This window comes from Streptomyces akebiae (assembly GCF_019599145.1).
Lineage (GTDB): Bacteria > Actinomycetota > Actinomycetes > Streptomycetales > Streptomycetaceae > Streptomyces > Streptomyces akebiae.
In genome coordinates this window covers 2,823,180-2,840,248 of sequence record NZ_CP080647.1, presented here as the reverse complement: position 1 = coordinate 2,840,248, position 17,069 = coordinate 2,823,180, and the positions used below count along the sequence as shown (strand labels likewise).

Below are 17,069 nucleotides of genomic sequence, written 5' to 3'. Positions count from 1 at the left end.
ATCTCCGGGCGGGAGCCGGCCGGGCACGCTGTTGGGTGTCTGAGGGAATGAACTTTCCTTCAGTGCCGACCCCGGTGTACTCGCTGGCTTTGCCGGCGGGGTGGCGGGTGGTTGGTCGTTGTTTGAGAACTGCACAGTGGACGCGAGCATCTGTGGCCAAGTTTTTAAGGGCGCACGGTGGATGCCTTGGCACCAGGAACCGATGAAGGACGTGGGAGGCCACGATAGTCCCCGGGGAGTCGTCAACCAGGCTTTGATCCGGGGGTTTCCGAATGGGGAAACCCGGCAGTCGTCATGGGCTGTCACCCATACCTGAACACATAGGGTATGTGGAGGGAACGCGGGGAAGTGAAACATCTCAGTACCCGCAGGAAGAGAAAACAACCGTGATTCCGGGAGTAGTGGCGAGCGAAACCGGATGAGGCTAAACCGTATACGTGTGAGACCCGGCAGGGGTTGCGTATGCGGGGTTGTGGGATCTCTCTTTCACAGTCTGCCGGCTGTGAGGCGAGTCAGAAACCGTTGATGTAGACGAAGGACATGCGAAAGGTCCGGCGTAGAGGGTAAGACCCCCGTAGTCGAAACGTCAGCGGCTCGTTTGAGAGACACCCAAGTAGCACGGGGCCCGAGAAATCCCGTGTGAATCTGGCGGGACCACCCGCTAAGCCTAAATATTCCCTGGTGACCGATAGCGGATAGTACCGTGAGGGAATGGTGAAAAGTACCCCGGGAGGGGAGTGAAATAGTACCTGAAACCGTGTGCCTACAAGCCGTGGGAGCGTCGCGTTGAGTACTTGTGCTCAACGTCGTGACTGCGTGCCTTTTGAAGAATGAGCCTGCGAGTTTGCGGTGTGTTGCGAGGTTAACCCGTGTGGGGAAGCCGTAGCGAAAGCGAGTCCGAACAGGGCGATTCAGTAGCGCGCTCAAGACCCGAAGCGGAGTGATCTAGCCATGGGCAGGTTGAAGCGGAGGTAAGACTTCGTGGAGGACCGAACCCACCAGGGTTGAAAACCTGGGGGATGACCTGTGGTTAGGGGTGAAAGGCCAATCAAACTCCGTGATAGCTGGTTCTCCCCGAAATGCATTTAGGTGCAGCGTCGTGTGTTTCTTGCCGGAGGTAGAGCACTGGATAGGCGATGGGCCCTACCGGGTTACTGACCTTAGCCAAACTCCGAATGCCGGTAAGTGAGAGCGCGGCAGTGAGACTGTGGGGGATAAGCTCCATGGTCGAGAGGGAAACAGCCCAGAGCATCGACTAAGGCCCCTAAGCGTACGCTAAGTGGGAAAGGATGTGGAGTCGCACAGACAACCAGGAGGTTGGCTTAGAAGCAGCCACCCTTGAAAGAGTGCGTAATAGCTCACTGGTCTAGTGATTCCGCGCCGACAATGTAGCGGGGCTCAAGCGTACCGCCGAAGTCGTGTCATTCCAGCATGAGGGCCAACGCCCGCTGGGATGGGTAGGGGAGCGTCGTGTGCCGGGTGAAGCAGCCGCGGAAGCGAGTTGTGGACGGTTCACGAGTGAGAATGCAGGCATGAGTAGCGATACAAACGTGAGAAACGTTTGCGCCGATTGACCAAGGGTTCCTGGGTCAAGCTGATCTGCCCAGGGTAAGTCGGGACCTAAGGCGAGGCCGACAGGCGTAGTCGATGGATAACCGGTTGATATTCCGGTACCCGCTGTGAAGCGTCAAACATTGAACCAGGCGATGCTAAGTCCGTGAAGCCGCCCCGGAGCCTTCGGGCAAAGGGGAGTGGTGGAGCCGACGAACCAGACTTGCAGTAGGTGAGTGATGGGGTGACGCAGGAAGGTAGTCCATCCCGGGCGGTGGTTGTCCCGGGGTAAGGGTGTAGGACGTCAGGTAGGTAAATCCGCCTGGCAATAGTCTGAGACCTGATGCCGAGCCGATTGTGGTGAAGTGGATGATCCTATGCTGTCGAGAAAAGCCTCTAGCGAGTTTCATGGCGGCCCGTACCCTAAACCGACTCAGGTGGTCTGGTAGAGAATACCGAGGCGTTCGGGTGAACTATGGTTAAGGAACTCGGCAAAATGCCCCCGTAACTTCGGGAGAAGGGGGCCATCACTGGTGATCCGATTTACTCGGTGAGCTGGGGGTGGCCGCAGAGACCAGCGAGAAGCGACTGTTTACTAAAAACACAGGTCCGTGCGAAGCCGTAAGGCGATGTATACGGACTGACGCCTGCCCGGTGCTGGAACGTTAAGGGGACCGGTTAGCTCACTTTCGGGTGGGCGAAGCTGAGAACTTAAGCGCCAGTAAACGGCGGTGGTAACTATAACCATCCTAAGGTAGCGAAATTCCTTGTCGGGTAAGTTCCGACCTGCACGAATGGCGTAACGACTTCTCGACTGTCTCAACCATAGGCCCGGTGAAATTGCACTACGAGTAAAGATGCTCGTTTCGCGCAGCAGGACGGAAAGACCCCGGGACCTTTACTACAGTTTGATATTGGTGTTCGGTTCGGCTTGTGTAGGATAGCTGGGAGACTGTGAAGCTCGGACGCCAGTTCGGGTGGAGTCGTCGTTGAAATACCAGTCTGGTCGTGCTGGATGTCTAACCCGGGTCCGTGATCCGGATCGGGGACAGTGTCTGATGGGTAGTTTAACTGGGGCGGTTGCCTCCCAAAGGGTAACGGAGGCGCCCAAAGGTTCCCTCAGCCTGGTTGGCAATCAGGTGGTGAGTGTAAGTGCACAAGGGAGCTTGACTGTGAGACCGACGGGTCGAGCAGGGACGAAAGTCGGGACTAGTGATCCGGCGGTGGCTTGTGGAAGCGCCGTCGCTCAACGGATAAAAGGTACCCCGGGGATAACAGGCTGATCTTCCCCAAGAGTCCATATCGACGGGATGGTTTGGCACCTCGATGTCGGCTCGTCGCATCCTGGGGCTGGAGTCGGTCCCAAGGGTTGGGCTGTTCGCCCATTAAAGCGGTACGCGAGCTGGGTTTAGAACGTCGTGAGACAGTTCGGTCCCTATCCGCTGCGCGCGCAGGAATATTGAGAAGGGCTGTCCCTAGTACGAGAGGACCGGGACGGACGAACCTCTGGTGTGCCAGTTGTTCTGCCAAGGGCATGGCTGGTTGGCTACGTTCGGGAGGGATAACCGCTGAAAGCATCTAAGCGGGAAGCCTGCTTCGAGATGAGTATTCCCACCCACTTGATGGGGTAAGGCTCCCAGTAGACGACTGGGTTGATAGGCCAGATATGGAAGCCTGGTAACGGGTGGAGTTGACTGGTACTAATAGGCCGAGGGCTTGTCCTCAGTTGCTCGCGTCCACTGTGTTGGTTCTGAAACCACGAACAACCCCACGTCTGTCACAGAGCGTGGTGCGGTTGAGTGTTTCATAGTGTTTCGGTGGTCATAGCGTGAGGGAAACGCCCGGTTACATTCCGAACCCGGAAGCTAAGCCTTACAGCGCCGATGGTACTGCAGGGGGGACCCTGTGGGAGAGTAGGACGCCGCCGAACAAATATTGATAGAGCTGGTCCCCGAATTTCGGTTCGGGGACCAGCTCTTTTTTGTTGGGCTTTACGTGGAGTTCACGTTGCGCGACCAGGATCCGCGCCATGGGTACCGTTGGAATGCTCAGGGCCGCGGGTGTCGGCGCAGGTGACGAGGTCGTCGTGCCGGCGTTCGGGAACCCGGAGGTCGCTCAGGCGGTGAGCCTGGCCGGGGCCGTGCCGGTGTTCGCCGATATAGATCCGATGACGTACTGCCTGGATGGCGCGGCTGTCCAGGCCGCGGTGACGTCGCGGACGGTGGCCGTCGTCGTCGTACACCGCTTCGGGCGGTCCGCCGACATCGCGGCGCTTCGTCAAGTCGGTCAGCGGCACGGTCTGTTGGTGCTGGAGCAGGGCGAGTCGGAGACGCCGTACAGCGAACTCGGGGAGCGTCGGCGGCGGGCCGCGTATCTCAGTGCCAAGCTCAAGGGCGTACGGACTCCCGAGGGATGTGACGGGCACACCTTCCAGCAGTACGTCGTGCGGGTGCCGGGGAACGGGCGACCGGACCGGGACGCCTTCGCCCGCGCCGTACGGGCCAAGGGAGTCGTGTGCAGCGTGCCGGTGAAGACGCCGGTGCACCGGATGCCCGGGTTCCGGCGTGACGTCTGTCTTCCGGAGACCGAGCGGGCCGCCGACGAGACACTGGCCCTGCACATCGGCGGTGAGATGTCCCGGCGGCAGCTCCAGCGGCTGGTCTCGGCCTGCAATGCGCTCGGTGGGCTGTTGCAACCGGCTTTCTAGTCCCGGCGCTTGGGACGACTCAGGGGCGCTGTGCCTGGTCGGTGCGCTGGTGGTTCGAAGCATCCGCCGAATCGGGGTATGATCTATCCCGTTGCCGCGAGGGAAACCTCGAACAGGTGACAGGCCCCTATAGCTCAGTCGGCAGAGCGTCTCCATGGTAAGGAGAAGGTCAACGGTTCGATTCCGTTTGGGGGCTCAGACAGAAGGCCCCGCCCATTGGGCGGGGCCTTTTTCGTGCTCGCTCAGTCCTGCTGGAGGCCCGGGACGCGCATCGCCAGAATGGCCATGTCGTCGGAGGGCGCATCGGAGGCGAAGCGTTCGACCGCACGCATGACACGCGCCGCGACCGCTCCGGCCGTGAGGCCCGTGCACGTGGTGAGGACCTCGGTGAGGCCGTCGTCGCCCAACATGCGGGTGCCTTCGCGGCGTTCGGTGACGCCGTCCGTGACACAGAGGAGGACGTCCCCGGGGTCGAGGGTGACCGTCTGCTCGTACAGCTCCAGGTCCTCCATCACACCGAGCAGGGCCTGCGGTTCGGCGGCCGGCTCAACCGTGCCGTCCTGGCGCAGGCGCAGCGGGAGCGGGTGGCCTGCGCAGACGACCTTCAGGACCGCGCTGCCGTCCTCCTGGGGCCACAACTCGCCGTACAGGAGCGTCAGGAAGCGGCTGCGGGCCCCCTCGTCGATGATCGCGGAGTTGAGACGCTCCAGAACCGCCGGGCCGGCGTAGCCCTCGCGGGCGAGCAGGCGCAGGGCGTGGCGGGCGAGGCCGGTGACCGCGGCGGCCTCCGGGCCAGTGCCGCAGACGTCGCCGATGGCGAAGCCGTACGCGCCGTCACGGATGGGGAAGAGGTCGTAGAAGTCGCCGCCGACCTCGTTGCCCTCGCCGGCCGCGCGGTAGATGACCTCGACCTCGACGCCGTCGATCTCCGGGAGCTCGGGCGGCAGGAGGCTGCGCTGGAGGGACTGGCTGATGGCCACGCGCTCCGAGTACAGGCGGGCGTTGTCCAGGGCGAGGGCGGCCCGGCGGGAGAGGTCCTCGGCCAGCTCCAGGATCTCCTGGCGGAAGTGCTCGTCGGTGGGCTTGCCGAGGGTCAGCATGCCGATCACGCGGTTGCGGGCCACCAGCGGGAGGACGACGGTCTCGCCGCCCACCGCCGAGGCCGTCGCCAGGGTGGTGCCGATGCCCGAACTGACCGTGGCGGGCTCGCCGAGGCCCAGGCTGCGCATCGAGGTGCGCAGGGCCGCCTGGTGAGCGGCCTCGGCGGGAGCCGTCCAGACGCGGGCACCCGGGGTGGGGATGGGATCCGGCGGGCGGATCTTGGAGAGGAGGGCCTTGAGGCCGTCGATGAGGTCCTCGTCCTCGTGCAGGACGTAGCTGAGGTATGGGTCCGAGGCCTGGTCGGCGATCGTGTAGACCGCGCACCACGTCGCGAGGGTCGGGATGGTCATCTGGGCCATGAGGGCCAGGGTCTGGTCGCGGTCCAGGGTGCCCGCGAGGAGGTCGGAGGCCTCCACCAGGAAGCTCAGCGAACCGCGGCGCAGGCGCTCCAGCTCGCCGAGGCGGGCCGACTCGACGGCCAGGGCGATGCGGTCGGCCGCGAACTGCAGGCGCAGGGCCTCCTCGTTGGAGTACCGGCCCTGGGCCTCGGCGGCGACGCCCAGGGAGCCGGTGAGGCGGCCTTCGACCTTGAGGGGGACCGTGACGACCGAGCGCATGCCCGTGCCGTTGAGGAGGGGGACGGCGCCGGGGACGGCCGTGAGGTCGTCGTGGACGGCCGGCATACGGGCCGAGCCATACCGGCCGGGGCCGGCCTCCACGGGGACGCGGGCGAAGCGCTGGCGGGCCGAGGGGAGGCCCGTGGAGGCCCGTACCTCCAGCTCCGTCTCGTCGTCGGTGGCCAGCAGCAGGAAGGCGGAGTCGCCGTCGAGCATGTCGCGGGCGCGTTCGACCGTGCGCTGGAGGAGGCCGTCGAGGTCGTCCGGGGCGGGGGAGCCGATGAAGACCTCGAAGGGGTCCGTGGCCTGGCCCTCGCCGGAACCGGAGCTGTCGCCGGACTGCATGCGGATCGGGGTCTGGAGGACGGCGCGCTCGTGGTCCCGTACGAGAAGGCAGACCGTGGAGGGGTCGCCGGCCGCGTCGCGGACCCGGAGGTGGGAGGCGTAGACCGGCGTCACCCGGCCGTTGGCGCCGCGGATGCCGTAACTGCCCTCCCAGCGGGAGAGCTGGAGGGCCTCGGCCACACCCGTGCTGGTGCCGGGGGTGTGCGGCCACGCGGCGAGGTCGGTGAGGGGCTTGCCGATGACCTGGTCGGGGGCATAGCCGAAGAGCTCCTCGGCGTCCTCGTTCCAGGCGCTGATGGCGCCCGCCCGGTCGATCTGGACGACCGCGACACGGACCCGGCCGTCGGCGAGCGGGAGCAGGTCCGCGGGCAGGGACGGGCCGGCCGAGCGGGTGCCCACCGGGCGGTCGGGGAGGTCGAGTTGGAACCAGACCTGCTTGTGCGTGGACGTGTACTCGACGCCCCAGCGGGTGGCCATCGCCGCGCACAGCTGGAGGCCGCGGCCGCCTTCGCGGTCGGGGCTGCCCATGTTGATGTGACTGCCCTGGAGAGGGATCTCACGTTCGGGGTATCTGTCGGCGACCTCGATGCGTACGCCGTCGTCGGCGCGCAGACAGAGGACGTCGGCGGGGGTGCCGGCGTGGACGACCGCGTTGGTGACGAGTTCGCTGGTGAGGACCACCGCGTCGTCGACGATGTCGGCGAAGCCCCAGCCCTGGAGGGTGTCGCGGACGAACGAGCGGGCGGTCGCGACGGATCGTGAGACGGCAGCGAAGCTGGCGGCCGCGCGCGCGGTGATCACAGAACTCCTTGTCCGGTTCTCTACGTGCGGGGGTGCGAGGACGGCCTCCTGCCGGGGCAGGGGCCTGTTCTCCGTCGGCCTGGGGTCCTGGGGGGTCTCCCCGGGATGCAGTCCGGTGGTCATGGTGAGGCCGCCCCTCCGATGCCTGCCCGCTCGTGCTCGTGCGCCACCGCCCAGGCCGGGTCGGAACCGGCGTGGCTGGACAGCCGCATGCAAGGTTACTTACCTTCGCCGTCCATGCGGATGCCGGTCGTCTGTGTTTCCGCCCGGAGGTGTGCGGACCGTGTGCGAAGCTGCCGAACTGTTATGGCCTGGTTCAGCCATGGTGAAACACTGGGCAGGCTTCCAGGAGAAGGTCGGGCGACTCCGAGTACGAAGTGGCACGAGTGGTACGAGCAGTGTGAGCAGTACGAAGCGCTCGAATACGGCGAAGTACGTCTAGGAAGTACGTCTAGCAGGAACGGTCGACCCTTGCGGGAGGGACACAGTGGAGTCTGGCGCAGCGACGCGGGGCACTAAGACGCGCGCGAAAGGCGGACAGTCCATGAGTGACCAGCGCAAGTCGCGCAAACCGCGCAATGGCACGACGACCGTGGACACGGCTGCCCTGAGTCGGCTGCTCACGGCTCTGGAGTCGATGCGGGACGGCAACTTCCGCAAGCGGCTGACCGTCTCGGGTGACGGGGTCATGGCCGAGATCGCCGCGGTCTTCAACGAGGTGGCGGACCGGAACCTGCATCTGACCGGTGAGCTGTCGAGGGTGCGGCGTGTCGTCGGGCGGGAGGGCAAGCTCACGGAGCGGCTGGAGACGGGTGCCGCCGAGGGGTCCTGGGCGACGGCGATCGACGCGTCGAACGCGCTGGTCGACGACCTCGTACGGCCGGTCTCCGAGGTCAGCCGGGTGTTGTCGGCCGTGGCGGACGGTGATCTGTCGCCGCGCATGGAGTTGCGGACGCAGGCGCCGGACGGGACCGGGCATCCGCTGCGCGGGGAGTTCCTGAAGGTCGGGCGTACGGTCAACAACCTGGTCGACCAGCTGTCCACGTTCACCGACGAGGTCACCCGGGTGGCCAGCGAGGTGGGCACCGAGGGCAAGCTGGGCGGGCAGGCCAAGGTGCGCGGCATGTCCGGTTCGTGGAAGGACCTGACGGAGTCCGTCAACACGATGGCGTACCGGCTCACCGCGCAGGTGAGGGACATCGCGCTGGTGACGACGGCGGTCGCGAAGGGTGACCTGTCCCGGAAGGTCACGGTTCATGTGGCCGGCGAGATGCTGGAGCTGAAGGAGACCGTCAACACGATGGTCGACCAGCTCTCCGCGTTCTCTTCCGAGGTGACGCGAGTCGCCCGAGAGGTGGGTACCGAGGGCCAGCTCGGCGGGCAGGCCGAGGTGCCGGGCGTGGCCGGGGTGTGGAAGGAACTCACCGATTCGGTGAACACCATGGCCGGCAACCTCACCCTTCAGATGCGCGGGATCGCTCAGGTCACCACCGCGGTCGCCAACGGTGATCTGTCGCAGAAGGTGACCGTCCCGGCGCGCGGTGAGGTCGCCAAGCTGGCCGAGACGATCAACCAGATGACCGAGACGCTGCGGATCTTCGCCGACGAGGTCACGCGGGTGGCCAACGAGGTGGGTGCCGAGGGTCGGCTGGGCGGTCAGGCGCAGGTACCGGGTGCGGCGGGGACGTGGAAGGACCTCACCGATTCCGTGAACACCGTCTTCCGGAACCTGACCATCCAGGTGCGGGACATCGCGGCGGTGACGACGGCCGTGGCCAACGGCGACCTGTCGCAGAAGGTCACCGTCGATGTCGCGGGCGAGATGCTCGCGATGAAGAACACCGTCAACGGGATGGTCGACCAGCTCTCGTACTTCGGCGCCGAGGTCACGCGGGTGGCCAACGAGGTGGGTGCCGAGGGTCGGCTGGGCGGTCAGGCGCAGGTACCGGGTGCGGCGGGGACGTGGAAGGACCTGACGGACTCCGTCAACACCGCGTTCCGGAATCTCACCGGACAGGTGAGGAACATCGCGGCGGTGACGACGGCCGTGGCCAACGGCGATCTCTCGCAGAAGGTCACCGTCGATGTCGCGGGCGAGATGCTCGAACTGAAGAACACCGTGAACACGATGGTGGACCAGCTGTCGAGCTTCGCCGACCAGGTGACGCGGATGGCCCGGGACGTGGGCACCGAGGGCCGCCTCGGCGGCCAGGCCCGCGTCGACGGTGTGTCCGGCACGTGGAAGGAGCTCACCGACTCCGTCAACTCGATGGCCGGCAACCTCACCTCGCAGGTGCGGAACATCGCGCAGGTGACGACGGCCGTGGCGCGCGGCGACCTGTCGCAGAAGATCGACGTGGACGCGCGCGGCGAGATCCTGGAGCTGAAGAACACCATCAACACGATGGTCGACCAGCTGTCGTCCTTCGCGGATCAGGTGACCCGGGTCGCCCGGGACGTGGGTACGGAGGGCCGCCTCGGCGGTCAGGCGCAGGTGCCCGGCGTGGCCGGTGTGTGGCGTGACCTCACCGAGTCCGTGAACGGTATGGCCGGCAACCTCACCGGCCAGGTGCGGAACATCGCCCAGGTCGCCACGGCGGTGGCCCGGGGCGACCTGTCCCAGAAGATCACCGTGGACGCGCGCGGCGAGATCCTGGAGCTGAAGAACACGCTGAACACGATGGTGGACCAGCTGTCGTCGTTCGCGGAGGAGGTCACCAGGGTCGCCCGTGAGGTGGGTACGGAGGGCCAGCTCGGCGGTCAGGCCGAGGTGCAGGGCGTCTCCGGCACCTGGAAGGACCTCACCCAGTCGGTGAACTTCATGGCGAACAACCTGACCATCCAGGTGCGTCAGATCGCCGAGGTCACGACCGCGGTCGCCAAGGGCGACCTGTCGAAGAAGATCACCGTCGACGCGAAGGGCGAGATCCTCGAACTTGTCACCACCGTCAACACGATGGTCGACCAGCTGTCGTCCTTCGCCGAGCAAGTGACCCGGGTGGCCCGTGAGGTGGGCACAGAGGGCATCCTGGGCGGCCAGGCGCATGTGCCGGGCGTCACCGGCATCTGGAAGGACCTCAGCGGCAATGTGAACCTGATGGCCAAGAACCTGACCATGCAGGTGCGGAACATCTCCCAGGTCGCCGCGGCCGTCGCCAACGGCGACCTGACCCGTACGGTGACGATCGAGGCGGCCGGTGAGGTCGCCCAGCTCGCCGACACCTTCAACAGCATGGTGAAGACGCTGAGTTCGTTCGCCGACCAGGTCACCAAGGTGGCCCGCGAGGTGGGCACGGACGGCATCCTGGGCGGCCAGGCGCACGTACCGGGTGTGGCGGGGACGTGGAAGGACCTCACCGAGTCCGTGAACTCGATGGCGTCCAACCTGACCGGGCAGGTCCGCAACATCGCGATGGTGACGACCGCCATCGCCAAGGGCGATCTGACCAAGAAGATCGACATCGACGCGCGCGGCGAGATCCTGGAGCTGAAGACCACCATCAACACGATGGTCGACCAGCTGTCGTCGTTCGCGGAGGAGGTCACCCGGGTGGCCCGCGAGGTCGGCACGGAGGGGCAGCTGGGCGGTCTCGCGCGGGTGCGGGACGTCGACGGCACCTGGCGGGACCTCACCGAGTCGGTGAACGAGATGGCCGGGAACCTGACCCGGCAGGTCCGTGCCATCGCGCGCGTGGCCACCGCGGTGACCCGGGGCGACCTGAACCTCAAGATCGACGTCGACGCGTCCGGCGAGATCAAGGAGCTGCAGGACTACATCAACAAGATGATCGCCAACCTGCGTGACACCACGATCGCCAACCAGGAGCAGGACTGGCTCAAGGGCAACCTCGCCCGGATCTCGGCCCTGATGCAGGGGCGCCGGGACCTCGACGACGTGGCTTCGCTGATCATGAGCGAGCTGACGCCGGTGGTGTCCGCGCAGCACGGCGCGTTCTTCCTGGCGTTGCCGTTCCTCGACGGCAAGGACCTGGCCCCGGACAACGACGACCAGTACGAGCTGCGCATGCTCGGCTCGTACGGCTATTCGATGGGCTCCATGCCGACGTCGTTCCGGCCCGGGGAGGCGCTGGTCGGGACGGCGGCCAAGGAGAAGCGCACGATCCTGGTGGAGAACGCGCCGAGCGGCTACCTGAAGATCTCCTCCGGGCTCGGCGAGGCGCCCCCGGCGCAGGTCATCGTGTTGCCGGTGCTCTTCGAGGGGACCGTGCTCGGGGTGATCGAGCTGGCGTCGTTCACGCCGTTCACGCAGATCCAGAAGGACTTCCTGAGCCAGATCGCGGAGATGATCGCGACGAGCGTCAACACCATCTCCGTCAACACCAAGACCGAGGTGCTGCTGAAGCAGTCGCAGGAGCTGACCGAACAACTGCGTGAGCGGTCCGACGAGTTGGAGAACCGGCAGAAGGCCCTCCAGGCGTCCAACGCCGAACTGGAGGAGAAGGCCGAGCTGCTGGCCCGGCAGAACCGCGACATCGAGGTGAAGAACACCGAGATCGAGGAGGCGCGGCAGGTCCTGGAGGAGCGCGCCGAGCAGCTCGCGGTGTCCATGCGCTACAAGAGCGAGTTCCTCGCGAACATGTCGCACGAGCTGCGCACGCCGCTGAACTCGCTGCTGATCCTCGCCAAGCTGCTCGCCGACAACGCCGAGTCGAACCTGACGCCCAAGCAGGTCGAGTTCGCCGAGACGATCCACGGGGCGGGTTCCGACCTGCTCCAGCTCATCAACGACATCCTGGACCTGTCGAAGGTCGAGGCGGGCAAGATGGACGTCTCACCGACCCGGATCGCCCTCGTCCAGCTCGTCGACTACGTGGAGGCCACCTTCCGGCCGCTGACCGCGGAGAAGGGCCTGGACTTCTCCGTACGGGTCTCGCCGGAACTGCCGGCCACGCTGCACACGGACGAACAGCGGCTGTTGCAGGTGCTGCGGAACCTGCTGTCCAACGCGGTGAAGTTCACCGACTCCGGGGCCGTGGAACTGGTCATCCGGCCGGCGGCCGCGGATGTGCCGGTGGCCATCCGCGAGCAGCTGCTGGAGGCGGGCTCGCTGCGGGACGCGGACGCCGACATGATCGCGTTCTCGGTGACGGACACGGGCATCGGTATCGCGGCCAGCAAGATGCGGGTCATCTTCGAGGCGTTCAAGCAGGCGGACGGCACCACGAGCCGCAAGTACGGCGGTACGGGTCTGGGGTTGTCCATCTCGCGGGAGATCGCCCGGCTGCTGGGCGGCGAGATCCACGCGCAGAGCGAGCCGGGACGCGGGTCCACCTTCACTCTGTACCTGCCGCTGCACCCCAGTGAGCTGCCCCCGCAGGGCTACGCGCACAACGCGCCCGCCGCGCTGGAGGCGGGCGAGCTGCTGGCCTCCGAGGAAGAACTGGCTCAGCGCGCCGAGACGCCGGCCGAGGTGAAGTCGTACCGCGAGACCCAGAACGGGGCCGCCGCGCTCTTCAGGCGGCGCCGCAGGTCCGTGTCGGCCGGTTCCCCGTCCGCCTCGCACGCGCAGGGCAACGGGCAGGCGCAGGAGCACTGGGCGCAGCAGGCCGTTCAGGAGGCGGCCTCGCAGGCGCGCAGGACGGCGGCCCGCTTCGACGGCGAGAAGGTGCTCATCGTCGACGACGACATCCGTAACGTCTTCGCGCTCACCAGCGTCCTGGAGCAGCACGGCCTGTCCGTGCTGTACGCCGAGAACGGGCGTGAGGGCATCGAGGTCCTGGAGCAGCACGACGACGTGACGCTCGTCCTGATGGACATCATGATGCCCGAGATGGACGGGTACGCGACGACCACGGCGATTCGCCGGATGCCCCAGTTCGCCGGGCTGCCGATCATCGCGCTGACGGCCAAGGCGATGAAGGGCGACCGGGAGAAGGCGATCGATTCGGGCGCTTCCGACTATGTGACGAAGCCGGTCGATCCGGATCATCTGCTGTCGGTCATGGAGCAGTGGATGCGGAGTGAGTGACAGGAGGGGCGACCCGTGGTCACAACCCGTTGGGAGGCGCACGGAGTTGCTGACTGAGTGTGGCCGAGGCCGTGTAGAAACGCGGGATTCGGGGAACCTTCTGGTCCCCGCTCGCGTTTCTGCTACGAGCACAGTGACATCACGGTGACAGGGTGTGGCGACGGGCGGGGTGCGGCTACGATGACCGGCACAAGGACGGGTGGCGCGAGGGAGTCGTCCCCTGGCGTGACGCCGAGTGGTGTCACGTCGAGTCCTGCGGACAGGGGAGGCCCCAAGCCGGGGCGAGGAGGGCGGGCCATGGTGCAGAAGGCCAAGATCCTCCTGGTCGATGACCGGCCGGAGAATCTGCTGGCGCTGGAGGCCATCCTCTCCGCGCTCGATCAGACACTGGTGCGGGCATCGTCCGGGGAGGAAGCGCTCAAGGCGCTGCTGACGGACGACTTCGCGGTCATTCTGCTGGACGTCCAGATGCCGGGCATGGACGGATTCGAAACGGCCGCGCACATCAAGCGGCGTGAACGGACCCGGGACATCCCGATCATTTTCCTCACCGCCATCAATCACGGACCGCACCACACCTTCCGTGGGTACGCGGCAGGTGCGGTCGACTACATCTCGAAGCCGTTCGACCCATGGGTGCTGCGCGCCAAGGTCTCCGTCTTCGTCGAGTTGTACATGAAGAACTGCCAGCTCAGGGAGCAGGCGGCGCTGCTGAGGCTCCAGTTGGAGGGCGGTGGCAAGGGCGCGGCCGGCGGTTCCAAGGAGCCCTCCGGCGGCATCCTCGCCGAACTCTCCGCGCGGCTCGCGGCCGTGGAGGAGCAGGCGGAGGCGCTCTCCAAACAGCTCGACGACGACTCCGCGGACGCGGCGGCGGTGGCCACCGCCGCCCATCTCGAACGCAAACTCACAGGCCTGCGCAGGGCGCTGGACGCGTTGGAGCCGGGCACGGGCGGACCCTCGCCGATGCCGTCGCAGAACTGAGCGCATGTCGCAGAGCGGGCCCGGTCACGGAAGTGGCCCGGGCCCGCGTCTCGTTGTGGCCGACGCCGGTGCCGTTGACGGCCTGTCAGTCGTGTCAGCTTCAGGGCGGCACACACGCGACACGAACGGGTGAAGCCGTAGGCACACGTGTCGGCCGTGGCCTCCACCGGTAACCTCACATCCATGGCCTCACGTCAGTCCGCAGCGAAGAAGCCGCCCGCGAAGAAGGCGGCCGCTCCGACGAAGGCTCCGGCGAAGAAGGCCCCCGCGAAGAAAGCCGCCGCCAAGAAGGCACCTGCCAAGAAGGCGACGGCGAAGAAGACGGCCCCTCCGAAGCCGGCGCCCAATCCGACCGGAGGCGTGTACCGACTCGTACGCGCCGTCTGGCTCGGTGCCGCGCACGCCGTCGGCGCCGTCTTCCGCGGCATAGGGCAGGGGGCGAGGAATCTCGACCCGGCGCACCGCAAGGACGGCGTCGCGCTGCTGCTGCTCGCGCTCGCCCTGATCGTCGCCGCCGGTACCTGGTCGAATCTGCGCGGTCCGGTCGGCGATCTCGTCGAGATGCTGGTCACCGGTGCCTTCGGCCGGCTCGACCTGCTGGTGCCGATACTGCTCGCGGTCATCGCCGTCCGGTTCATCCGGCATCCCGAGAAGCCCGAGGCCAACGGCCGGATCGTCATCGGCCTGTCCGCGCTCGTCATCGGCATCCTCGGCCAGGTCCACATCGCCTGTGGCTCACCCGCCCGCAGCGTCGGCATGCAGGCGATAAGGGACGCCGGAGGACTCATCGGCTGGGGCACGGCCACACCGCTGACGTACACCATGGGCGAGGCCCTCGCCGTGGCGATGCTCCTGCTGCTCACGGTCTTCGGACTGCTCGTCGTCACCGCGACGCCCGTCAACGCGATCCCACAACGGCTGCGGCTGCTCGGTCAGAAGCTGGGCATCATCGCGGACGACGAGGACGAGGACGAGTACGGCGAGGACGACGCACGCTACGAGGAGCAGTGGCGCGACGCCACACCCGGGCGCTCGCGCCGGCGTGGTTCCGCGTCCGAGCCGTTCGACCCGGACGGCGCCGAGCAGGAGGCCCTCACCCGGCGCCGCCCGAGGCGCTCCGCCGTACGGCAGCCCGACCCCGGTCGGCCGATGGACGCCGTGGACGTCGCGGCGGCGGCCGCCGCCGCGCTCGACGGGGCGGTGCTGCACGGCATGCCACCCTCGCCGGTGGTCGCCGACCTCACCCAGGGCGTCACCGTGGGAGACCGGGAGGAGACCACTCCCGTACCGGCCGCGCGCAGCAAGCCGACGCAAGCGGATCCCCCGGCCGCCAAGCCGACCAAGGGCGCCAGGCAGGACGCCCTGGTACCGGACCTGACCAAGAGGGCACCGGACGAGCCCCGCGAACTGCCGGCGCGTGCCGAACAGCTCCAGCTCTCCGGCGACATCACCTACTCGCTGCCCTCGCTCGACCTCCTGGAGCGGGGCGGTCCGGGCAAGACGCGCAGTGCCGCCAACGACGCCATAGTGGCTTCCCTGTCGAACGTGTTCTCCGAGTTCAAGGTCGACGCCTCGGTCACCGGCTTCACCCGCGGGCCGACGGTGACCCGCTACGAGGTCGAGCTGGGCCCGGCGGTCAAGGTCGAGCGGATCACCGCGCTCACCAAGAACATCGCCTACGCCGTCGCCAGCCCGGACGTACGGATCATCAGTCCGATCCCCGGCAAGTCGGCCGTGGGCATCGAGATCCCCAACACCGACCGCGAGATGGTCAACCTCGGCGACGTCCTGCGCCTCGCGGACGCGGCCGAGGACGACCATCCGATGCTGGTCGCGCTCGGCAAGGACGTCGAGGGCGGCTATGTGATGGCCAATCTGGCGAAGATGCCGCATGTGCTCGTCGCGGGTGCGACCGGCTCGGGTAAATCGTCGTGCATCAACTGCCTGATCACGTCGATCATGGTCCGCGCGACCCCCGAGGACGTCCGCATGGTCCTCGTCGACCCCAAGCGCGTCGAACTGACGGCCTATGAGGGCATCCCGCACCTCATCACGCCGATCATCACCAACCCCAAGCGGGCGGCCGAGGCGCTCCAGTGGGTCGTGCGCGAGATGGACCTGCGCTACGACGACCTGGCCGCGTTCGGCTACCGGCACATCGACGACTTCAACGAGGCCATCAGGAACGGCAAGGTGAAGCTGCCCGAGGGCAGTGAGCGCGAGCTCCAGCCGTACCCGTATCTGCTGGTCATCGTGGACGAGCTGGCCGACCTGATGATGGTGGCGCCGAGGGACGTCGAGGACGCCATCGTCCGCATCACGCAGCTCGCGCGCGCGGCCGGCATCCATCTGGTGCTCGCCACCCAGCGGCCGTCCGTGGACGTCGTCACCGGTCTGATCAAGGCGAACGTCCCCTCACGGCTCGCCTTCGCCACCTCCTCGCTCGCCGACTCGCGCGTCATCCTCGACCAGCCCGGCGCCGAGAAGCTGATCGGCAAGGGTGATGGACTCTTCCTGCCGATGGGGGCGAACAAACCGACCCGCATGCAGGGCGCGTTCGTGACCGAGGACGAGGTCGCCGCGGTCGTCCAGCACTGCAAGGACCAGATGGCGCCCGTCTTCCGGGACGACGTCACCGTGGGCACCAAGCAGAAGAAGGAGATCGACGAGGAGATCGGCGACGACCTCGACCTGCTGTGCCAGGCGGCGGAGCTGGTCGTCTCCACGCAGTTCGGCTCGACCTCCATGCTCCAGCGGAAGCTGCGCGTCGGCTTCGCCAAGGCCGGGCGGCTGATGGACCTCATGGAGTCCCGCGGAGTCGTCGGACCGAGCGAGGGCTCCAAGGCGCGTGACGTTCTTGTGAAACCCGACGAGCTCGACGGCGTGCTGGCCGTGATCCGGGGGGAGACTGAGGCGTAAGGGCCGCAGCGGTATCGCGGAGGGGTGCGACAGGGGCGCACGACAGGAGAAAACCGGT

The 17,069-nt window shown here is 66.7% G+C and carries 5 protein-coding genes, 1 tRNA gene and 2 rRNA genes; 7 read left to right on the top strand and 1 reads right to left on the bottom strand.

Features of this window, described 5'->3' with window-relative positions; genetic code table 11:
• The first annotated feature begins 154 nt into the window (after positions 1 to 154).
• The 4 genes from K1J60_RS12105 to K1J60_RS12090 all read left to right on the top strand — a co-directional run bounded on the left by K1J60_RS12105 (position 155) and on the right by K1J60_RS12090 (position 4,454).
• A 23S ribosomal RNA gene (locus K1J60_RS12105) occupies positions 155 to 3,275 on the top strand.
• An 89-nt stretch (positions 3,276 to 3,364) separates the two neighbouring features.
• Positions 3,365 to 3,481, top strand: a 5S ribosomal RNA gene (gene rrf, locus K1J60_RS12100).
• A gap of 114 nt (positions 3,482 to 3,595) precedes the next feature.
• The gene (locus K1J60_RS12095; RefSeq protein ID WP_220651423.1) at positions 3,596 to 4,258 is read left to right on the top strand and encodes a DegT/DnrJ/EryC1/StrS family aminotransferase; all 663 of its coding nucleotides are present in this window, start codon (positions 3,596 to 3,598) and stop codon (positions 4,256 to 4,258) included.
• A gap of 123 nt (positions 4,259 to 4,381) precedes the next feature.
• A tRNA-Thr gene (locus K1J60_RS12090) sits at positions 4,382 to 4,454 on the top strand.
• A gap of 46 nt (positions 4,455 to 4,500) precedes the next feature.
• On the opposite strand, the gene K1J60_RS12085 is transcribed toward K1J60_RS12090, so the two are convergent.
• On the bottom strand, positions 4,501 to 7,245 hold the full coding sequence (locus K1J60_RS12085; RefSeq protein WP_220646238.1) for a SpoIIE family protein phosphatase: 2,745 nt from the start codon (positions 7,243 to 7,245) through the stop codon (positions 4,501 to 4,503).
• Positions 7,246 to 7,666: 421 nt separating this feature from the next.
• On the opposite strand from K1J60_RS12085, the gene K1J60_RS12080 reads away from it, so the two are divergent.
• From K1J60_RS12080 to K1J60_RS12070, 3 genes are all read left to right on the top strand, one after another.
• Positions 7,667 to 13,111 carry a HAMP domain-containing protein gene (locus K1J60_RS12080; protein WP_259407690.1) on the top strand — a complete coding sequence of 1,815 codons (5,445 nt, stop codon included), beginning with the start codon at positions 7,667 to 7,669 and terminating at the stop codon, positions 13,109 to 13,111.
• 297 nt (positions 13,112 to 13,408) lie between these two features.
• The gene (locus tag K1J60_RS12075; RefSeq protein WP_033525098.1) at positions 13,409 to 14,092 is read left to right on the top strand and encodes a response regulator; all 684 of its coding nucleotides are present in this window, start codon (positions 13,409 to 13,411) and stop codon (positions 14,090 to 14,092) included.
• Between the two features lie 183 nt (positions 14,093 to 14,275).
• Entirely contained in the window at positions 14,276 to 17,011 is a 2,736-nt protein-coding gene (locus K1J60_RS12070; protein WP_259407689.1) for a DNA translocase FtsK, read from the top strand.
• Positions 17,012 to 17,069 lie beyond the last annotated feature (58 nt).